This is a genomic window from Streptomyces sp. NPDC001617, assembly GCF_053596855.1.
The window spans coordinates 99,548-117,980 of record NZ_JBSFHA010000026.1; the positions used below are offsets into that span (position 1 = coordinate 99,548).

The window sequence follows — 18,433 nt, forward strand, 5'->3', positions numbered from 1 at the left end:
GGACCCCGTTGGCATCAGTGGACCGGATGCATCGTGCGGCGCAGCCGGGGCATCGCGGCCATCACGGCCAGGCCCGCGGCCACCGCGCCTGCATGCCGGGGAACGAGAAGCGTTCCCAGACCTCCAGGCCGGAGAGGGTGCAGGCCCTCGGGCCGGCCGAAGAAGGCGTGATCGTCCTCGGAGGGCGGCCCGCTGCCGGGCTCGACGTCGACTTCTGTTCGGGACACGGGCCGCTGCTTCCCTCCAGGTGGACAGCGCAAGTCGGTAAATATCTGCTGTTATCAGGTGATCAGAAACATACCGGGCGTGATCCGGTACCGCCCCTCCTGGACGGGTGGGGGGCATCGGTGATCGAAAGGTGACCGGATACGCTGACTTGAGTGATGGCAGCGACCTATCGACAAACCGTGTAACCGCCAGTAGACACCAGCAGACAGGAGACCCCTCGTGACCGTCGTCGGGCCGTTCGGGCTGAGCGTGCGGGACCAGGCTCTGGAAGCCGATGTCCAGGCCGGAATGGCGGCCGTCGAGGAGGGCTTGCTCGAAGCCACCAAGAGTGAGGTCCCCTTCATCACGGAGGCCGCCCAACACCTGGTGCGAGCGGGTGGAAAGCGGTTTCGGCCGCTTCTCGTGATGCTTGCTGCACAGTTCGGGGATCCCTATGCCCCCGGAGTCGTGCCGTCGGCCGTGGTGGTGGAGCTGACCCACCTGGCGACGCTGTACCACGACGACGTCATGGACGAGGCCGCGGTGCGGCGCGGGGTCGACAGTGCGAACACCCGCTGGGGCAACTCGGTGGCGGTCCTGACCGGCGACTTCCTCTTCGCGCGCGCGTCGCACATCCTGGCCGACCTGGGCCCGGAGGCCGTCCGTGTCCAGGCCGAGGCGTTCGAGCGCCTCGTCACCGGGCAGATCCTGGAGACGGCGGGGCCGCAGGACGGCCGCGATCCGGTTGAGCACTACCTGGACGTGCTGAGCGGCAAGACGGGCTCCCTGGTGGCGGTCTCGTGCCGTTTCGGCGCGATGATGTCGGGAGCCGACGAGACGGTGGTGGACGTCCTCACCCAGTACGGGGAGCGCCTGGGCGTCGCCTTCCAGCTCGCCGACGACGTACTGGACATCGCGTCCGACTCCCGCGAGTCGGGCAAGACGCCGGGGACGGACCTGCGCGAGGGCATCCCCACCCTTCCGGTCCTACGACTCCGGGAGCGGGCGGAGCGGCTGGGGCTGGCCGAGGACATCGCCCTGCGCGAGCTCCTGGATTCCGACCTCACCGACGACGCGAGGCACGCGGAGGCGCTGGCCGGCCTCCGGGCGCACCCCGCGCTGGAGCAGGCGCGCCGGGACACGGTGCGCTACGCGGAGGACGCCCGCTCCGCACTGGCCCCCTTGCGGGAATGCGACGCGAAGGCCGCCCTGGCGGAGATGTGCGACGCGGTGGTCCACCGAGCGGGCTGACCCACCCCTCCTCACCGCTGCCCTTTCAGTCCCCCCGAAGGCTTCCGCCCTGCACCCCTGATGGCCCGAAAGGACCTTGTCCTCGGCCCCTGGGACGGCTGGGATTGCCGGGCCGGTGTTGATCACTGACCGGCGACCGGTCCTATGTGATACACGTCACAAGGCTGGACTGAGTCCAACCTAAGATCCCTTCCGTACTCATACCCAGAAGGCCGACGCAGGGGGTGTCGGCCGGTCTACGGGGAGAAAACAGAATCATGGGCATGAACGCGACGTTCTCGAAGCGCCGTAAGAGCCTGATCGTCACCGCCGTGGCGGTGGCCGCCGCGGGCGGTGTCGCCGCGATGGTGATTCCCGCCTACGCCGCCGGAGGTGCCCGCACCGACCACGCGGGACACGCCGGCATGAGTGAGCAGGGCATCGTCACACAGAGCGGGACCGTTTCCGGTGGCACCGGAGGCACCCTTCTCGCCACCAGCCTGCGCGGTGCCAACGAGGTGCCCGTCGCCGGTGGCCCGGCCGTGGGGGACAAGGACGGCGCCGCGCTCGAGTTCATCAAGGTCAAGGACGACAAGGTGTCCGTCGCCGTCACCTGGCGCGGCACCGGCAAGCCGACCATGCTCCACATCCACCAGGGCGCCAAGGGCACCAACGGCGGCGTCAAGGTCGACTTCAGCAAGCTGCTCAAGAACAGCAAGCGGCACAGCGTCACCGGCACCGTCAAGGTCGAGGACCCGGCCCTGCTCGACGCGCTGAAGAACGACCCCGGCTCGTTCTACGCCAACCTGCACACGGCCGAGTTCCCGGGCGGAGCCGTCCGCGGCCAGCTCCACAAGGTCACCGTCGCCGCCTTCGACTTCCGTGACGCCTTCGACAACTTCCAGGCGTCCGTGGTCAAGGGCAAGCAGATCTACGAGTGCAAGCCCACGGACGCCGGCGGCTACGCCTTCGCCCAGCGGGACGTCAGCGCCCTGCTCGGCGGCGGCATCCGGCACTCCTTCGTCGCTCCCAACTCCGGTACACCGCAGTGGGTCGCGCCCGACGGCAGCGCCGTCACCGGAGCCGTCCAGTCCAAGACCCCGAACGGAGACGGCAACATCCCCGAACTCGACCTCAAGGCCACCCAGTCCGGGAAGCACCACGGCCTGCTCGCCGGCACCGCGGAGATCCTGCGGCTGAACACCGTCGGCGGCGTCGCCCCGACCGGTTCCTGTGAGCCCGGCACCATCGTCGGCGTCCCGTACTCGGCGGACTACGTGTTCGTGCAGGGCTGACAAGGGAGTTGAGGGCCGAAAGGCCTGCTCGGGCGGCGTCTTCCCCATACGACCCCTACGGGTCGGGGGAGGCGCCGCCCTCTCATGTCATACCCCAGGTGTACATGGAGTTGCCTCCGCGGTCTGACGCTTCTCTCTGGCCGATTTGGTCAACTGGAGACCACGGGAAACACCACTCCTCACCGATTCGGGTGAGAATGGCGGCTACGGGGTGGATGCACGGGAGTGGAAAGCCGCCGCCGACGACGGAGGTAGCGCACACATGGCACCGTACGAATCCGACGACAGCACGAGCACCGGGGAGGTCGACGACCTGGGCGCCGGGCGGCGCAAGGCCGCGCGGTACGTCGTCCCGGTCGCGGTGGTGGGGGTGGCGGCGGCGACCATCGGCCTCGTCCCCGCGCTCGCCGACTCCGGCGACCCCAGCCTGCCGAAGATCAGCGCACAGCAACTCATCGAGAAGATCGCCAAGTCGGACGTACAGCAGATGTCCGGCACGGTGAAGATCACCACGGACCTGGGCCTGCCCGACCTCGGCGGCCTGGAGAACAGCCTGGTGTCCGGCGCCACCAAGGGTTCCGGCGACGGATCCTCCGCCGACCCCACGGCCAAGCTGACCGAACTCGCCTCCGGTACCCACACCTTGCGCGTCGCGGCCGACGGCCCGGACAAGCAGAAGCTGTCCCTGCTGGAGAACGCGGCGGAGTACAGCCTCATCCACAACGGCAAGGACGTCTGGGGCTACGACAGCCAGTCCAACGAGGTCTACCACTCCACCGCCCCGGACAGCGCCTCCGCGAAGAAGAAGCAGGAGGAGTCGCCGGCCACGCCCGACCAGCTCGCCAAGGACGCCCTCAAGGCGGCCGACGACACCACCTCGATCACCGTCCAGGGCACCGCGCAGGTCGCGGGCCGGGACGCCTACCGCCTGGTCATCAAGCCCAAGGACGCCGGCTCGACGGTCGGTCAGATCACCGTCGCCGTCGACTCGAAGACCGGGCTCCCGCTGAAGTTCACGCTGACCCCGGCGAGCGGCGGCGCCGCCGTGATCGACGTCGGCTTCACCCAGATCAGCTTCGCCGAGCCGGCCGCCTCGACCTTCGACTTCAAGGCACCCAAGGGCGCGAAGGTCACCGAGGACAGCCCGTCCGCCCACAAGGACGGCCGGATCGACGGCGGCCTGAAGGGCGACGGCAAGAGCGGCACGACCGGCAAGAGCGGCAAGTCCGGCGAGAACCACGCCAAGAGCCCCGACGGGCTGAACGTCCTGGGCAAGGGCTGGGACTCCATCGCCACCTTCGACACCGGCGGCAAGGGCGTCCCGTCCGGCTCCGAGGCCGGCGGCAACTTCGGCGGCTTCCTCGACTCCCTCGGCGACAAGGTCACCGGCAAGTTCGGCTCGGGCACGATCTTCAAGACCCGCCTGATCAACGCCCTGATCACCGACAACGGCAAGGTCTACGTCGGCGCGGTCACCAAGGACGCCCTGGTGAAGGCGGCGAACGCGGGCTAGTGTCACCCGCCCGGGTGAACGCGGAGCGGCCGGGAACATCGCGCGGCGCCCCTTCGTCATCACTGTGAGTAATCACAGCGAGGCGGGGTCGCCGCGCAGCCGCGCGAGGCACCCGAGGCCGCCGTACGAGCACGAATCGAGGAAGCCGATGGACGAGGAACCGTCCACCCCGGAGCCGGAACAGAGCGAGCCGGGTGACAGCGTCATCGCCACCCGGGCGCTCACCAAGCGCTACCGTGGCGGACAGCTCGCCGTCGACGGCCTCGACCTGACCGTCCCGGCGGGCAGCGTCTTCGGCTTCCTCGGTCCGAACGGCTCGGGCAAGACCACCACCATCCGCATGCTGATGGGCCTGATCGAGCCGACATCGGGCTCGGCGCGCGTCCTCGGCCGCCCCATGCCCCGAGCCTCCCGCACCGTCCTCCCGCACGTGGGCGCCCTCATCGAAGGCCCCGCCCTGTACGGCTTCCTCTCCGGCCGAGACAACCTCATCCGCTACGACGCCGCCGACCCGACCGCCGACCCGCGCACCCGGCGTGCCCGTGTCGCGGCGGCGCTGGACCGGGTGGGCCTGTCGGCGGCGGCGGGCAAGAAGGCGAAGGCGTACTCGCTGGGCATGAAGCAGCGTCTGGGTCTGGCCGCGGCCCTGCTCCAGCCCCGCAAACTCCTCGTACTGGACGAGCCGACCAACGGTCTCGACCCCCAGGGCATGCGCGAAATCCGTTCCCTGGTCCGGGAGTTGGCATCCGACGGCACCACCGTCTTCCTCTCCTCCCACCTCCTCGACGAGATCGAACAGGTCTGCACCCACGCCGCGGTCATGGCCCAGGGCCGCCTCATCACCCAGGGCGCGGTATCCGACCTGGCGTCAGGCACCCGCGGCCGCCTGGCGATCACCACCCCGGACCCGACCGACGCGGCCCGAGTACTGAAGGAACAGGGCGCCGCGGATGTCGTGGTCACGGAGGACCGGGTGACAGCAGAGCCCCCGGACCGCGACCTGGCCGACGTAAACGCGGCACTGGTCAAGGCAGGCGTCCGAGTCCGCGGCTTCGGCATCGAACGCGCCTCCCTGGAGGACGCCTTCGTGGCCCTGACAGGGGAGGGCTTCGATGTCGCAGGCTAGCTCGAACGCCCTGAAGGGGCGCGGGGGACGGCGCGACCAGCCCGCACCCACCGCAAGTCGCCGAACAACCTTCCTCGGCGCCCTCTTCCGCAACGAACTACTCACCACGTTCCGCCGCTGGCGCACCCTCGCCCTACTGGCCGTACTCGCAGCCGTTCCGATCCTCATCGGCATCGCCGTGAAGATCGAAACCAACGGTGACTCATCACGCGGGCCCGGCGGAGGCGGCGGCGACGGAGGCCCCGCCTTCATCTCGCAGATCACCAACAACGGCCTCTTCCTGGTCTTCACCGCCCTCGCCGCCACCCTCCCCTTCTTCCTCCCCATGGCGATCGGCGTCATCGCAGGCGACGCGATAGCCGGCGAGGCCAACGCCGGCACCCTGCGCTACCTCCTGGTGGCCCCCGCCGGCCGCACCCGCCTCCTCCTGACCAAGTACGCGACGGTGATGGCGTTCTGCCTGGTCGCCACCCTCATCGTGGCCGTCTCCGCACTCACCGTCGGCGCCATACTCTTCCCGCTCGGCGACCTGACCACGATCTCCGGCACCCAGATCAGCTTCGCCGACGGCCTCGGCCGGGCTCTCCTGATCGCCCTGGTCGTCGCCGCCTCCCTGACAGGCATCGCCGCCCTGGGCCTGTTCATCTCGACGCTCACGAACAGCGGTATCGCGGCGATGGCGACGACCGTAGGCCTGCTGATCACCATCCAGATCCTCGACCAGATACCCCAACTCCACACCATCCAGCCGTACTTCTTCTCGCACTACTGGCTGTCCTTCGCGGACCTGATGCGCGACCCGGTCTACTGGGACGACCTGCAGAAGAACCTCGGCCTCCAGGCCCTGTACGCGGCGGTGTTCGGGTCGGCGGCCTGGGCGAGGTTCACGACGAAGGACATCACGGCCTAGGCCTGCCCGGTGCGCCTCAGGTGGCCGCGGACGGCTGGTGGGGGAAGCGGGCGAGCGGCGCCTCCTGGGCGAAGAAGGTCTTGGCGCGGGCCAGCGCCTCGGCGTCGTTCAGTACGTCGCCGCGCCTGCTGCCGTTGCCGAGAAGCACCCCGCCGAAGCGCATCCCCAGGTACGCGGCCGAGTTGTTGAGGGTGCCGATCAGCGGGTCGGCGACCGAGAACTCGGTGTCGGCGAGGGCGGTGACGCCCCACAGCGTGCGGCCGGCCATGGTCGCCCTGAAGTCGAGGCCGGGGGTGCGCAGCCAGCCGGACCAGTAGTCGAGGTAGCGCTTGGTGAGGCCGGAGACCGCGTACCAGTACAGCAGGGGAGGCGATCACGATGTCGGTGGCCTCGAGGGTGGCGTCGAGGAGGAGGTCGGGGGTGCTTCCCGTGGGCGGCCGCACGTGGTCGCTGTCGCGCCGCAGGTCGACGAAGTCCGGCAACGGCTGCTCGGCCAGGCCGACCCACCGCTGCTCGACATCCGCGGGCAACTGCTCGGCGGCGCGTCGGGCGAGCAGCTCGGTGTTGCCGTCGGTGCGGCTGCTGCCGAGGACGAACAGAAAGCGGCGCGTCATGAGATCCCCCAGATGAACGGCGAGGTACAAGAAACGGCGTGAAGCAATAACAAGCACCTGCATTATATGCATATGCATTCACCTGTCCAAGGCTGTCGCGAGCTGCCCGAGGCCGTCCAGGGCCTGGTCCGGGCGGGCCTGGTGCCAGGACCACTGGAACGAGGCTGTGACGTCGTGGTGACATGAGAACTGTGGGTGAGCGGAGAGACTCCACCATGAGCGTGATGAACGGATCGTGACGCGCTGACCGCCGGTTTTTCGGCAGATCCGAGTGAGGGCACATATGTCTCGACCCAGCCGAGAGAAGAACCGGGAACAGCGGCACTCGGAGTCCTCGGCCACACTGGCGGCGGCTCCGATCGACGTGCTCGTCGCCGCTGCCGGACCGGATGCGGGTGGGGCGACGATAGGCGGTGTGCCGGTCGCCGTGGCCGACGGCGAGGACGTCCAGCAGGCGGTCCTGAGCCACCTCCACCGCATCGCCCTCGCCACCTGTCAGCCGGTTCACGCCACGATCCACGACGAACGCCACGGCTGCGTGGTCCCCCTCCAGGTGAACCCGGACGGCTCAAGCCACCTCACGGGCGCACCGGCGCCCGCGCAGGCGCCGGCCCCGCAGTCCCTGCGGGAGCCGACCGCGCCACCGGCTCCGCCGAGGCCGTACGAGCCGTCGGCCGTTTCCGGGGTGTCGTCGCATGAGCCGCTGGCCGCCTCCGAGGCGCCGCCGCGTGCGCCCGCGTCAGCGCCCTCGGCGCAGTCGTACGAGCCGCAGGCCGCCCCCGAAATGCCGCCGCCCCCGATCCCCGCGGCGCCGCCGGTCCCGGTCGACTCACCGGCCCTGGTCGCGCCGCCCGCCGACCTCGCACCCTTCGATCAGCCCACCGCCCCCGCACGGTCCCACCCCGACCGTCCCACCCACCTCCTCCGGCAGACGGCGGAACCGGTGACGGACGCCGCGCCGGACTTCCCGTTGCGTGCGCTGTCCGAGCCGCAGCCATTGGGGGAGAGCGTGCCCACGTTTCCGTTGCGGGGCTCCGAGGAGCCGACGGGCGGGTCCGTGCCGACCTTCCCGTTGCGTGCGCTGTCGGAACAGGTCGAGGACCGGGCTCCCGGCACGGTCGCGCCGCCGACGGGCGTGTTCGGCCCGCCTCCCGTGATGGACGCCGTATCGCCGATGGATGCCGTATCGCCGATGGATGCCGTACCGCCGCGCCCCGCGCCCGAAGCGGACGGAGCCGTATGGCCTCCGGCGCCCGGCGCCGTGCCCCAGGACGCACCGACCCCTCGTCTCACCCCTCTTCGCCCAAGTCCCTCGAGCTCACCCGACACCTCCCGGATCCGCCGCCCCCTCATCCCGGTCCTGGACCCCGACCCCGAACCCAGGCCCACCTCCGCCACCCCCACGCCGGCCCGAGGTTTCGACGCCGTGGCGGAGGCCGTGCTCGGCGACGAACCGCCTACCGTTCCCGGCTTCCTGATGGAGCCGATGGTGCGGGTCAATGAGGCCGTGCGGGCGGGGCGGATAGCGGAGGCGGCCGAGTTGGCCGAGGAAGTTGTCCGGGAGGCGTCGGCGGCGCTGGGGGTGGAGCATCCCGAGGTCCTCAAGGTGCGTGAACTGACCGCTTACATCGCCTACTTGGCGGGCGAACCGGTCCGTGCCTTCCGGATCTCGCTCGACCTCGCCCGGATCCACCGGCACGCGCGGGACGCGGAGGGGGCGTACGGGAACGTGCAGAGCGCGGCGTCCGCCTGGCGCGCCGTGCGCGATCCGGAGCTGGGGCTCGCGCTGGGCCACGACCTGATCGGCCTGTGGACCGAGCTGGCCGCCGAGGACGGTCCGGCCGCGGAGGACATCGAGCGGCTGGAGTCGGCCCGCACACGTATGGGCCGACTCACGGAACGCGCCCGCAAGTCGGCCCAGTAGCCGTCGAGTTGACCCCGGAATCGGGAGAAGGCGGCGGCCCTACGCCGACAGCCCCCACACCGCGAACGCGATCGCGTCGCTGTCGTGGTCCAGTGCCGTGTCGTTGATGTTGGAGGTCTTGTCGCAGGACGAGTGGTAGCAGGCGTCGAAGGCCCGTCCCGACGTCCCGCCCCACTTGGTCGCCTGGGCCGCCGTCTTGACGTAGTCGGCACCGCTGAACAGCCCGCCCACCGGCACGCCCGCGCTCTTGAACGGCGCGTGGTCGGAGCGGCCGTCGCCCTCGGTCTCGGGCTCGGTGGAGATGCCGAGGCCGGTGAAGTAGTCCTTGAACGTCTTCTCGATGGTCGGGTCGTCGTCGTAGACGAAGTAGCCGGGGTTCGGCGAGCCGATCATGTCGAAGTTGAGATAGGCGTCGATCCTCGAACGGTTCGTGGAGGAGAGGTTGTTGACGTAGTACTTGGAGCCGACCATGCCCAGCTCCTCGGCGCCCCACCAGGCGAAACGCAGGTGTTTGGTGGGCTGGTAGCCGGCCTTGGACACAGCGAGGGCGGTCTCCAGGATCGCGGCGGAGCCGGAGCCGTTGTCGTTGATGCCGGGCCCTGCGCTGACGCTGTCCAGATGGGAGCCGGACATGACGACGTGGTCGGTGTCGCCGCCGGGCCAGTCGGCGATCAGGTTGTAGCCGGTGCGGCCCGAGGACGTGAACTGCTGGACGGTGGTGGTGAATCCGGCCGCGTCCAGCTTGGCCTTCACGTAGTCGATCGAGGCCTTGTAGCCGGCGCTCCCGTGGGCGCGGTTGCCGCCGTTGGCGGTGGCGATGGACTGCAGCTGGGAGAGGTGGGCCTTGACGTTCGCCACGGAGATGTCGGGCGCGGCGGCTGCAAGGGCCGGGGTGGCGGACGTGGGTGCAGCGTCGGCTATCGGTCCACTGGTCAGGAGCATGACAGGCATAACGGCCGAGACAACGCCGACCGCAGCCGCACGCCCGGAAACGGAGAAGTTCATGTGGGGGGCTCCGAATTCCTTGAAGCGACTTGAAGGGAATGGGGTCCCCGGATGGTGAAGCCTTTACCGACGAGACGTCAAGAGCGGTATCAGGACACCGGGTTCGCATAACGGAGCAACACGGAGTACCGCGGCGGCCCGTGTGACCTACTGCACGCAGAACTCGTTGCCCTCGGGGTCGGCCATCACCACCCACTCCCCGGCGGCCTCCTTCACTCGCCGCAGCACACTCGCCCCCAGCCCAACCAGCCGCTCGACCTCGCCGTCCCGCCGCCCAGCGCCGGGATGCAGATCGAGATGCAGCCGGTTCTTCACGGTCTTCACCTCCGGCACCCGCTGAAACAGCAGCCGTCGCCCGAGCCCCGTACCGCTGTCCTTGTCGTACGGGTCCTCGGGATGCCGTACCGCGATCAGATCCCTGAAGGCAGGGCGGCCGTGAAACTCGACGGTGGCCTCGCGCGGCACGGCCCCGACCTCCAGCAGCCGCCGGACGAGCGCGCCGTTGTCCTCGACCTCGTAACCGAGCGCGGCAGCCCAGAAGTCGGCCTGCGCATGCGGATCGGCGGCGTCGATGACGAGCTTCCAGTGGACGGGGGCGGGGGCAGGGGCGGGTGTCTGCGTCATGGGACCACTTATAGCGGCCGGCACCGACAACTCGGCGTCAGACGTCCACCGAAGCCGACGGCACCGTGGCAACCGCCGGTACCTCCAACTCCCGCTCCCGGCCCTGCCTGCGCGCAGCGCGCCACGCGTCCGCTGTCAGCAGGCACAACGCCCCCCACACCAGCCCGAACCCGGCCCACCGCTCCACCGGCATCGCCTCGTGGAAGTACAGAACCCCCAGCACGAACTGGAACACCGGCGCCAGGTACTGCAACAACCCCAGCGTCGACAAAGGCACCCGTATCGCCGCCGCCCCGAAGCACACCAGCGGCAGCGCGGTCACCACACCCGTCGCCGCGAGCAGCGCGCCATGCCCCGCCCCCTCGCTCGCGAACGTCGAGTCACCCCGCGAGTTCAGCCACACCAGATAACCGACCGCCGGCAGGAACTGGATCGCCGTCTCCGCGGCCAACGACTCGATACCGCCGAGCCCGACCTTCTTCTTCACGAGCCCGTACGTGGCGAACGAGAAGGCGAGCGTGAGGGAGATCCATGGAGGCTGCCCGTATCCCACGGTCAGCACGATCACCGCGGCGAACCCGACCCCGACCGCCGCCCACTGCACAGGTCGCAGCCGTTCCTTCAGGAGAAGCACGCCCATGGCGATGGTGACCAGGGGGTTGATGAAGTACCCGAGCGAGGCCTCGACGACATGCCCGCTGTTCACGGACCAGATGTAGACGCCCCAGTTGACGGTGATCACCGCCGCCGCCACCGCGACGAGCCCCAGGCGCCGAGGCTGCCGCAGCAGCTCACCGGCCCAGGCCCAGCGCCGTACGAAGAGAAGCGCGACGGCCACGAAGGCGAGCGACCACACCATGCGATGGGCGAGGATCTCGACCGCTCCGGCGGGCTTGAGCAGCGGCCAGAAGAGGGGGACCAGACCCCACATCCCGTACGCCGCGAAGCCGTTCAGCAGGCCGATCCGCTGCTCGCCCCTCGACTTCCCGCTCACGGGCACCGCCCTTCCGCCTCGCTCGCTCCGTCGCACACACGTGCAGGCACGAAGGTAACGCCGAGCGCCCCCGCCTGTCATGCTCGTATCGCCATACGGTCATGACAGGCGGGGGCGCGATCCCGTGGGGGAGTCAGGGCGCCCGAAGCGCGTGGGAGGTACCCGGGGTGCCCGAAGGTCTCACCGGGGGAACCCGGTCGATCCGGCCCTCGGGTCGCCCGCGAAGGCTCAGCCCTTGACGGCCACCGCGATCGCGTCGGCGATCCGGCTGGTCGGACGGCCGGCCAGCCGGGACAGGTCGCCGCTCTCGACCACCAGCTCGCCCTTCTCTATCGACGCGTCCACGCCGGCGAGGATCGCGGCCAGCGGCTCGGGCAGCCCGGCGCCGGTCAGGATGCCCACGAGAACCTCTTCGGGGACGGCGTTGTAGGCGATCTCCTTGCCGGTCGCCTTGCTCAGCTCGGCCGCGTACTCGGCGAAGCTCCACGCCTCGTCGCCGCCCAGCTCGTACGTCTTGTTCTCGTGCCCCTCACCGGTCAGCACCGCGACCGCGGCGGCCGCGTAGTCGGCGCGCGAGGCGGAGGAGACGCGACCCTCGCCGGCGGCGGAGACGACGGCGTTGTGCTCCAGCACGGGGGCCAGGTTCTCGGTGTAGTTCTCGTGGTACCAGCCGTTGCGCAGCAGCACGTACGGCACGCCGGAGGCGACGAGGGCCTCCTCGGTGGCGCGGTGGTCGTCGGCGAGCGCGGCCTTCAGGGTGCCGGGGGCGCTGGTGTAGCCGAGCAGGGCGACGCCGGCGGCCTTGGCGGCGTTGATGACGACCTTGTGCTGGCCCACGCGGTCGTTGCCGATCTCGCTGCCGGAGATGAGGAGCACCTTGTCGCCGGCGGAGAAGACGTCGTCGAACGTCTCGGGGGTGTTGTAGTCGGCGACGGCGAGCTTCACGCCACGCGCGGCCAGGTCGGCGGCCTTCGCCTCGTCGCGTACGACGGCGGTGATCTGCTCGGCCGGGACCTTCTCCAGCAGCTGCTCCACGACGTGGCGGCCGAGGTGTCCGGTGGCTCCGGTGACGACGATGCTCATGATTGACAACTCCTTGTGGGGTGCGTTGCCACTAACCATAGGAGGTGCGCTAACTTCTGGAAAGTACCCACTTTGAAGTAAGGTACTGGCATGGCCGTAAGTACCCAGGAAGCCGCAGTGAAGCCGGATGGCGTCGACAAGCACGACACCGGCGAGGCGATGTGCCCCTACCGCCTCGTCCTGGAGCACCTCACCAGCCGCTGGGGCGTCCTGGTCCTGATCGAGCTCCTGGACCGCCCGTACCGCTTCAGCGAGCTGCGCCGGGCCATCGGCCGGGTCAGCGAGAAGATGCTCACCCAGACGCTCCAGACCCTGGAGCGGGACGGCCTGGTCCACCGCGACGCCAAGCCGGTGATCCCGCCCCGTGTCGACTACTCCCTGACACCCCTCGGCCGCGAGGCGGCGGAGCAGGTGCGGGGGCTGGCGGTGTGGACCGAGAGCCGGATGTCGGCGGTGCAGGAGGCGCGCGAGGTGTACGACGCGACCAAGCGGCGGGGCTGAGCGTGGGGCGCACACCGGTCGGGGGTGGGTAGACCGGCGGTCCGAATATGCGCCGTGTCCTCTTGTGCGCCCCTTCTCCGCCTCGCGCGCCGACTTGTGTCACCGGCACGCTGAGGACGAGTGCTTGCTCGACGGATCGGGGGTGTCGGGGCATGGCTGTCCCCAACGGGGAGGATTCCGTATCGGCGTTGGCCCAGCAGGTGGGCCTGATGGCGGAGGCGATCGGCCGCATGGCCGAGGAGATGCGCCGTGAGAACCTGATCCGGCTGCACGGGCTCTTCGTGGACCAGCTGGACCGCGCAATGGGCGATCCGTCGCTTGCCGATGTTCTCAGCGGGCTGGATGGCCTCTCCGAGGAGAGGCGCCGTCAGATGTTCTTCGCCAATCTGCAATATGGTCTCATTGTGCTGAGCTACCGCATAGGCGCGGTCGACCGGGGCGAATTGCTCGGACACCTGAAGGTGTTGAGCAGGAATCCCGTCTTCGTCGAGTACTGGAAACGGACTGTGGAGCCCCGGGGGAGCCTTCCGCCGGAGTCCCTGGAGGCGAGGGCCGGCAGGGCTGTCGACGTGATCATGGAGGATCGGCTCGACGATCTCGATGAGTGGTGGGTGGTGGGGACCGATTCAGAGGATTTATCGACATGACACATCATCATTCAGTGGTCGTGTCATACTCCCGGCATTCTCATTCCACTGTCAGGGGGTGGCACAGTTTTGTCTGCTGAATGCCGGTCGTCCTATTCCATTGTCCGTCGTTTGGGGGATTCTCCTCGTCAGAGAGGCAGCATGACCGGAGAGACCTGTCCTGACCTTTTCGAGTTGAGTGACGGGAACTTCGCAGTCATCGGTACGGACCGGACCGAGGAACTGGACGTCCTCCTGCCCGCCGACGCCGCCCGTGCCGACTACGAGCGCATCGTCGTCATCACGCGGGACACGCTGCTTCGGGCGAAGCGGGACATCCCCGACGCGTGACGCCGACGTGGAAGGGCCCGGATGCGGTACGGCATCCGGGCCCTTCCATGCCGGTATGAACCGTCAGCCCACGACCGTCCAGGTGTCCCCGCCCGCCAGCAGCGCCGCCAGGTCGCCCTTGCCGTGCTGTTCGATCGCCGTGTCCAACTGGTCGGCCATCTGCGTGTCGTACACCGGCCGGTCCACGGACCGCAGCACCCCGATCGGGGTGTGGTGCAGGGTGTCCGGGTCGGCCAGGCGGGACAGCGCGAAAGCCGTGGTCGGCGACGCGGCGTGCGCGTCGTGGACCAGGATCTGAGACTCGTTGTCCGGCGTCACGTCGACCACCTTCAGGTCACCGGTGACCACATCCCGGACCACACCCCGGGAACCGTCCGCGCCGAAGCGGATCGGCTGCCCGTGTTCGAGGCGGATCACCGCCTCCTCCGCCTGCTGCTTGTCCTTCAGCGCGTCGAAGGCGCCGTCGTTGAAGATATTGCAGTTCTGGTAGATCTCGATCAGCGCCGTGCCCGGATGGGCGGCCGCCTCGCGCAGCACCGACGTGAGGTGCTTGCGGTCGGAGTCGATGGTCCGGGCGACGAAGGACGCCTCCGCGCCGATGGCGAGGGACACCGGGTTGAAGGGCGCGTCCAGCGAGCCCATCGGCGTCGACTTCGTGATCTTGCCGACCTCGGAGGTCGGCGAGTACTGCCCCTTCGTCAGACCGTAGATCCGGTTGTTGAAGAGCAGGATCTTGAGGTTGACGTTCCGGCGCAGGGCGTGGATGAGGTGGTTGCCGCCGATGGAGAGGGCGTCGCCGTCACCGGTCACCACCCACACGCTCAGGTCCCGCCGGGAGGACGCGAGTCCGGTCGCGATCGCGGGCGCCCGTCCATGGATGGAGTGCATGCCGTACGTGTTCATGTAGTACGGGAAGCGGGACGAGCAGCCGATGCCCGAGACGAAGACGATGTTCTCCTTGGCCAGACCGAGCTCGGGCATGAATCCCTGTACGGCGGCGAGGATCGCGTAGTCACCGCAGCCGGGGCACCAGCGCACTTCCTGGTCGGACTTGAAGTCCTTCATGGATTGGCGGGCCTCGGCCTTGGGGACGAGCGAAAGCGCCTCGATCGTGCCCGTGCCTTCCGTGGACGTCTCAGCCATCGATGGCCTCCTTGAGAGCCGTGGCGAGCTGCTCAGCCTTGAACGGCATGCCGTTCACCTGGTTATACGAGTGGGCGTCGACCAGGTACTTCGCCCGGATCAGCGTGGCGAGCTGCCCGAGGTTCATCTCGGGGATCACCACCTTGTCGTAACGTCCGAGGACCGCGCCGAGATTCCTCGGGAAGGGGTTGAGATGGCGCAGATGCGCCTGCGCGATGGACTCGCCAGCCGTCCGCAGCCGCCGTACCGCCGCCGTGATCGGCCCGTAGGTCGAGCCCCAGCCCAGCACCAGCGTGCGGGCCTCGTGCGGGTCGTCGACCTCCAGATCCGGTACGTCGATGCCGTCGATCTTGGCCTGCCGGGTGCGGACCATGAAGTCGTGGTTGGCGGGGGCGTACGAGATGTTCCCGGTGCCGTCCTCCTTCTCGATGCCGCCAATGCGGTGTTCGAGGCCGGGCGTGCCGGGGATGGCCCACGGGCGGGCGAGGGTCTGCGGGTCGCGCTTGTACGGCCAGAAGACCTCGGTGCCGTCCGCCAGGGTGTGGTTCGGGCCCTGCGCGAACTGCACCGTCAGGTCCGGGAGTTCGTCCAGTTCCGGGATGCGCCAGGGCTCCGAGCCGTTGGCCAGGTAGCCGTCGGAGAGCAGCAGCACGGGGGTGCGGTACGTCAGCGCGATGCGCGCCGCCTCCAGGGCCGCCTCGAAGCAGTCGGCCGGGGTGTGCGGGGCGACGATCGGGACCGGTGCCTCGCCGTTGCGGCCGAACATGGCCTGCAGCAGGTCGGCCTGCTCGGTCTTGGTCGGCAGGCCGGTGGACGGCCCGCCGCGCTGGATGTCGATGACGAGGAGCGGCAGCTCCAGGGAGACGGCGAGCCCGATGGTCTCGCTCTTGAGCGCCACACCCGGACCGGACGTCGTCGTCACACCCAGCGAGCCGCCGAAGGCCGCGCCCAGCGCCGCGCCGATGCCCGCGATCTCGTCCTCGGCCTGGAACGTCCGTACACCGAAGTTCTTGTGCCGGCTCAGCTCGTGCAGGATGTCCGAGGCCGGGGTGATCGGGTACGAGCCCAGGAAGAGGGGCAGGTCGGCCTGGCGCGAGGCGGCGATCAGGCCGTACGCCAGGGCCAGGTTCCCGGAGATGTTGCGATACGTCCCCGGTGGGAAGGCGGTCGTCGCGGGGGCGATCTCGTAGGAGACCGCGAAGTCCTCGGTCGTCTCGCCGAAGTTCCAGCCCGCGCGGAAGGCGGCGAGGTTCGCCGCGGCGATCTCCGGCTTCTTGGCGAACTTGGACCGCAGGAACTTCTCGGTGCCCTCGGTGGGCCGGTGGTACATCCAGCTCAGCAGGCCCAGCGCGAACATGTTCTTGCTGCGCTCCGCCTCCTTGCGGCTGAGGTCGAAGTCCTTGAGGGCCTCGACCGTGAGCGTGGTCAGCGGCACCTCGTGCAGGCTGTACCCGTCGAGCGAGCCGTCCTCCAGAGGAGAGGCGGTGTACCCGACCTTCTGCATCGCCCGTTTGGTGAACTCGTCCGTGTTGACGATGATCTCGGCGCCGCGCGGCAGATCGGCGATGTTCGCCTTCAGGGCGGCCGGGTTCATGGCGACCAGCACATTCGGCGCGTCGCCGGGCGTGAGGATGTCATGGTCGGCGAAATGCAGCTGAAAGCTGGAGACACCCGGGAGGGTTCCGGCAGGGGCGCGGATCTCGGCGGGGAAGTTGGGAAGGGTGGAGAGATCGTTTCCGAAGGACGCCGTTTCGGAGGTGAAGCGGTCGCCGGTGAGCTGCATCCCGTCGCCCGAGTCTCCCGCGAACCGGATGATCACCCGGTCCAGCCGACGTACGTCCTTGGTTCCCGCCGGCTTGCGCTGCTCTCCCACGACGGTTTCTTCGGCCTGTTCCGCTGTCCTGCTGACCTGGCTGGTCACTGAACTGGACCTCCCTCGAGGCGGCTGTCTGGGACCGACCTTCCCGCAGGCCTTCCCAGGATCAACCCTACGTCCGTTAGGGTCGCCTTCCCTCGGCCATTCGCATGATGGACACGGTTCTGAGACGGTTCGACACCCTGACTTGTCATGACTTCTCGCCCCCGGCGCTTCTGTGAAAGACGCTTACCGCGATGGCTCGGTTCTTGGGTCGGCCCCAGGGGCAGTGTCGGCCCGTCAGGAGTTCAGATAGGTGAGGACCGCGAGAACACGCCGGTGATCCCCGTCACTCTGGGACAGTCCGAGCTTCAGGAAGATGTTGCTGACGTGCTTCTCGACGGCGCCGTCGCTGACCACGAGCTGCCGCGCGATCGCCGAGTTCGTCCGCCCCTCGGCCATCAGCCCCAGCACCTCGCGCTCCCGGGGCGTCAGCCCGGCCAGCACATCCTGCTTGCGGCTCCGCCCGAGCAGCTGCGCGACCACCTCGGGATCGAGCGCGGTCCCGCCCTGGGCCACCCGCACCACCGCGTCCACGAACTCACGCACCTCGGCTACCCGGTCCTTCAGCAGATAGCCGACGCCGTGGCTGGACCCGGCGAGCAGTTCGGTCGCGTACCGCTCCTCCACGTACTGCGACAGCACGAGCACCCCGAGCCCGGGATGGGACTTCCGCAGCTGTACGGCGGCCCGCACCCCCTCATCCGTATGGGTGGGGGGCATCCGCACATCGGCGACCACCACGTCGGGCAGCGCGTCCTGCCCGTCCAGCTCCTCGATGGTCTTGATCAGCGCGTCCCCGTCCCCGACCCCGGCTACGACCTCGTGCCCACGGTCGGTCAACAGCCGGGTCAGGCCCTCCCTGAGCAGCACTGAATCCTCGGCGATGACCACCCGCACCCTGTCCTCCACGACTTTTGGCCCCCCAGCCCGACTCCGTATGCCAGTAGTCCAGCATTCCAGCATTCGGACCCACGCGCCCCGAGCCGACGGTAATCAGCGGGAATACGCGCACGGTACGGCGGGTTCCGGCCTCGCGCACGATGTTCGTCGATCACCGGCGCCCTCCACCACCCACCACTCGGCGCAGGTCCGGGAGGGGACGGCCCTCCCGGACCGAGTCCTGACGGCGACGCCGAGCCGAGGCGTCGACGCGAAGGGCGGAGGACTGAAGGTGGAGGAGGGTGAAGGGCAGGGGGCGGAGAGAGGCGCAGGGGGGACGGGCTGAGGGTGGCGGAGGGTTTGCGGTGGTGGCGGATGAGGGCGGCGCCTTCTTGACGCCGGTCCCTGCATTTCAGCCCGTCCGGCGTTTGAGGACGAGGCCGTTCAGGCCGAAGCGGGGGCGCCGTACCCCCTCTCCCTGAGCACGACC

Annotated in this window: 17 protein-coding genes and 1 pseudogene; 9 read left to right on the forward strand and 9 right to left on the reverse strand. The window is 69.2% G+C overall.

All coding sequences use genetic code 11. The features are described from left to right. Positions 1-14 precede the first annotated feature (14 nt). Positions 15-227 (reverse strand): hypothetical protein, encoded by a 213-nt coding sequence (locus tag ACWC09_RS21195; protein ID WP_450852124.1) that lies wholly within the window; start codon positions 225-227, stop codon positions 15-17. 220 nt (positions 228-447) lie between these two features. On the opposite strand from ACWC09_RS21195, the gene ACWC09_RS21200 reads away from it, so the two are divergent. The 5 genes from ACWC09_RS21200 (at position 448) to ACWC09_RS21220 (ending at position 6,281) form a co-directional block, all read left to right on the forward strand. Further along, a complete protein-coding gene (locus ACWC09_RS21200; protein WP_450852104.1) occupies positions 448-1,458 on the forward strand; it encodes a polyprenyl synthetase family protein in 1,011 nt (336 codons plus the stop codon). Positions 1,459-1,721: 263 nt separating this feature from the next. Then, positions 1,722-2,732 (forward strand): CHRD domain-containing protein, encoded by a 1,011-nt coding sequence (locus ACWC09_RS21205; protein ID WP_450852105.1) that lies wholly within the window; start codon positions 1,722-1,724, stop codon positions 2,730-2,732. Between the two features lie 262 nt (positions 2,733-2,994). Further along, on the forward strand, positions 2,995-4,245 hold the full coding sequence (locus ACWC09_RS21210; RefSeq protein ID WP_450852106.1) for a LolA family protein: 1,251 nt from the start codon (positions 2,995-2,997) through the stop codon (positions 4,243-4,245). A gap of 148 nt (positions 4,246-4,393) precedes the next feature. After that, positions 4,394-5,371, forward strand: coding sequence for an ABC transporter ATP-binding protein (locus tag ACWC09_RS21215; RefSeq protein ID WP_450852107.1), 978 nt, complete (start codon positions 4,394-4,396; stop codon positions 5,369-5,371). Next, positions 5,358-6,281 carry an ABC transporter permease gene (locus ACWC09_RS21220; RefSeq protein WP_450852108.1) on the forward strand — a complete coding sequence of 308 codons (924 nt, stop codon included), beginning with the start codon at positions 5,358-5,360 and terminating at the stop codon, positions 6,279-6,281. Before ACWC09_RS21215 ends, ACWC09_RS21220 begins: the two co-directional genes overlap by 14 nt. A gap of 16 nt (positions 6,282-6,297) precedes the next feature. Here ACWC09_RS21220 and ACWC09_RS21225 read toward each other — a convergent pair. Continuing rightward, a pseudogene (locus ACWC09_RS21225) lies at positions 6,298-6,895 on the reverse strand (flavodoxin family protein). 283 nt (positions 6,896-7,178) lie between these two features. Here ACWC09_RS21225 and ACWC09_RS21230 point away from each other — a divergent pair. After that, the gene (locus ACWC09_RS21230) at positions 7,179-8,819 is read left to right on the forward strand and encodes a tetratricopeptide repeat protein (RefSeq protein ID WP_450852109.1); all 1,641 of its coding nucleotides are present in this window, start codon (positions 7,179-7,181) and stop codon (positions 8,817-8,819) included. A 39-nt stretch (positions 8,820-8,858) separates the two neighbouring features. On the opposite strand, the gene ACWC09_RS21235 is transcribed toward ACWC09_RS21230, so the two are convergent. The 4 genes from ACWC09_RS21235 to ACWC09_RS21250 form a co-directional block, all read right to left on the reverse strand. Further along, the gene (locus ACWC09_RS21235; protein ID WP_450852110.1) at positions 8,859-9,824 is read right to left on the reverse strand and encodes a M28 family metallopeptidase; all 966 of its coding nucleotides are present in this window, start codon (positions 9,822-9,824) and stop codon (positions 8,859-8,861) included. A gap of 147 nt (positions 9,825-9,971) precedes the next feature. Next, positions 9,972-10,448: a VOC family protein gene (locus ACWC09_RS21240; protein WP_450852111.1), complete on the reverse strand. Its 477-nt coding sequence runs from the start codon at positions 10,446-10,448 to the stop codon at positions 9,972-9,974. 37 nt (positions 10,449-10,485) lie between these two features. Further along, positions 10,486-11,442 carry an EamA family transporter RarD gene (rarD, locus tag ACWC09_RS21245; protein WP_450852112.1) on the reverse strand — a complete coding sequence of 319 codons (957 nt, stop codon included), beginning with the start codon at positions 11,440-11,442 and terminating at the stop codon, positions 10,486-10,488. Positions 11,443-11,670: 228 nt separating this feature from the next. Then, complete coding sequence (locus ACWC09_RS21250) at positions 11,671-12,525, reverse strand: SDR family oxidoreductase (RefSeq protein ID WP_450852113.1); 855 nt, start codon at positions 12,523-12,525, stop codon at positions 11,671-11,673. Between the two features lie 90 nt (positions 12,526-12,615). On the opposite strand from ACWC09_RS21250, the gene ACWC09_RS21255 reads away from it, so the two are divergent. From ACWC09_RS21255 to ACWC09_RS21265, 3 genes are all read left to right on the forward strand, one after another. Then, positions 12,616-13,026, forward strand: coding sequence for a winged helix-turn-helix transcriptional regulator (locus tag ACWC09_RS21255; RefSeq protein ID WP_450852114.1), 411 nt, complete (start codon positions 12,616-12,618; stop codon positions 13,024-13,026). A 152-nt stretch (positions 13,027-13,178) separates the two neighbouring features. Continuing rightward, positions 13,179-13,673: a DUF6082 family protein gene (locus ACWC09_RS21260; RefSeq protein ID WP_450852115.1), complete on the forward strand. Its 495-nt coding sequence runs from the start codon at positions 13,179-13,181 to the stop codon at positions 13,671-13,673. Positions 13,674-13,814: 141 nt separating this feature from the next. Beyond that, on the forward strand, positions 13,815-14,003 hold the full coding sequence (locus ACWC09_RS21265) for a hypothetical protein (protein WP_450852116.1): 189 nt from the start codon (positions 13,815-13,817) through the stop codon (positions 14,001-14,003). A 63-nt stretch (positions 14,004-14,066) separates the two neighbouring features. On the opposite strand, the gene ACWC09_RS21270 is transcribed toward ACWC09_RS21265, so the two are convergent. From ACWC09_RS21270 to ACWC09_RS21280, 3 genes are all read right to left on the reverse strand, one after another. Continuing rightward, positions 14,067-15,146, reverse strand: a complete 1,080-nt coding sequence (locus tag ACWC09_RS21270) for a 2-oxoacid:ferredoxin oxidoreductase subunit beta (protein WP_450852117.1) — start codon at positions 15,144-15,146, stop codon at positions 14,067-14,069. Next, positions 15,139-17,067 carry a 2-oxoacid:acceptor oxidoreductase subunit alpha gene (locus tag ACWC09_RS21275; RefSeq protein WP_450852118.1) on the reverse strand — a complete coding sequence of 643 codons (1,929 nt, stop codon included), beginning with the start codon at positions 17,065-17,067 and terminating at the stop codon, positions 15,139-15,141. Before ACWC09_RS21275 ends, ACWC09_RS21270 begins: the two co-directional genes overlap by 8 nt. Before the next feature lie 234 nt (positions 17,068-17,301). After that, positions 17,302-17,961: a LuxR C-terminal-related transcriptional regulator gene (locus tag ACWC09_RS21280; RefSeq protein WP_450852123.1), complete on the reverse strand. Its 660-nt coding sequence runs from the start codon at positions 17,959-17,961 to the stop codon at positions 17,302-17,304. Between the last annotated feature and the right edge of the window lie 472 nt (positions 17,962-18,433).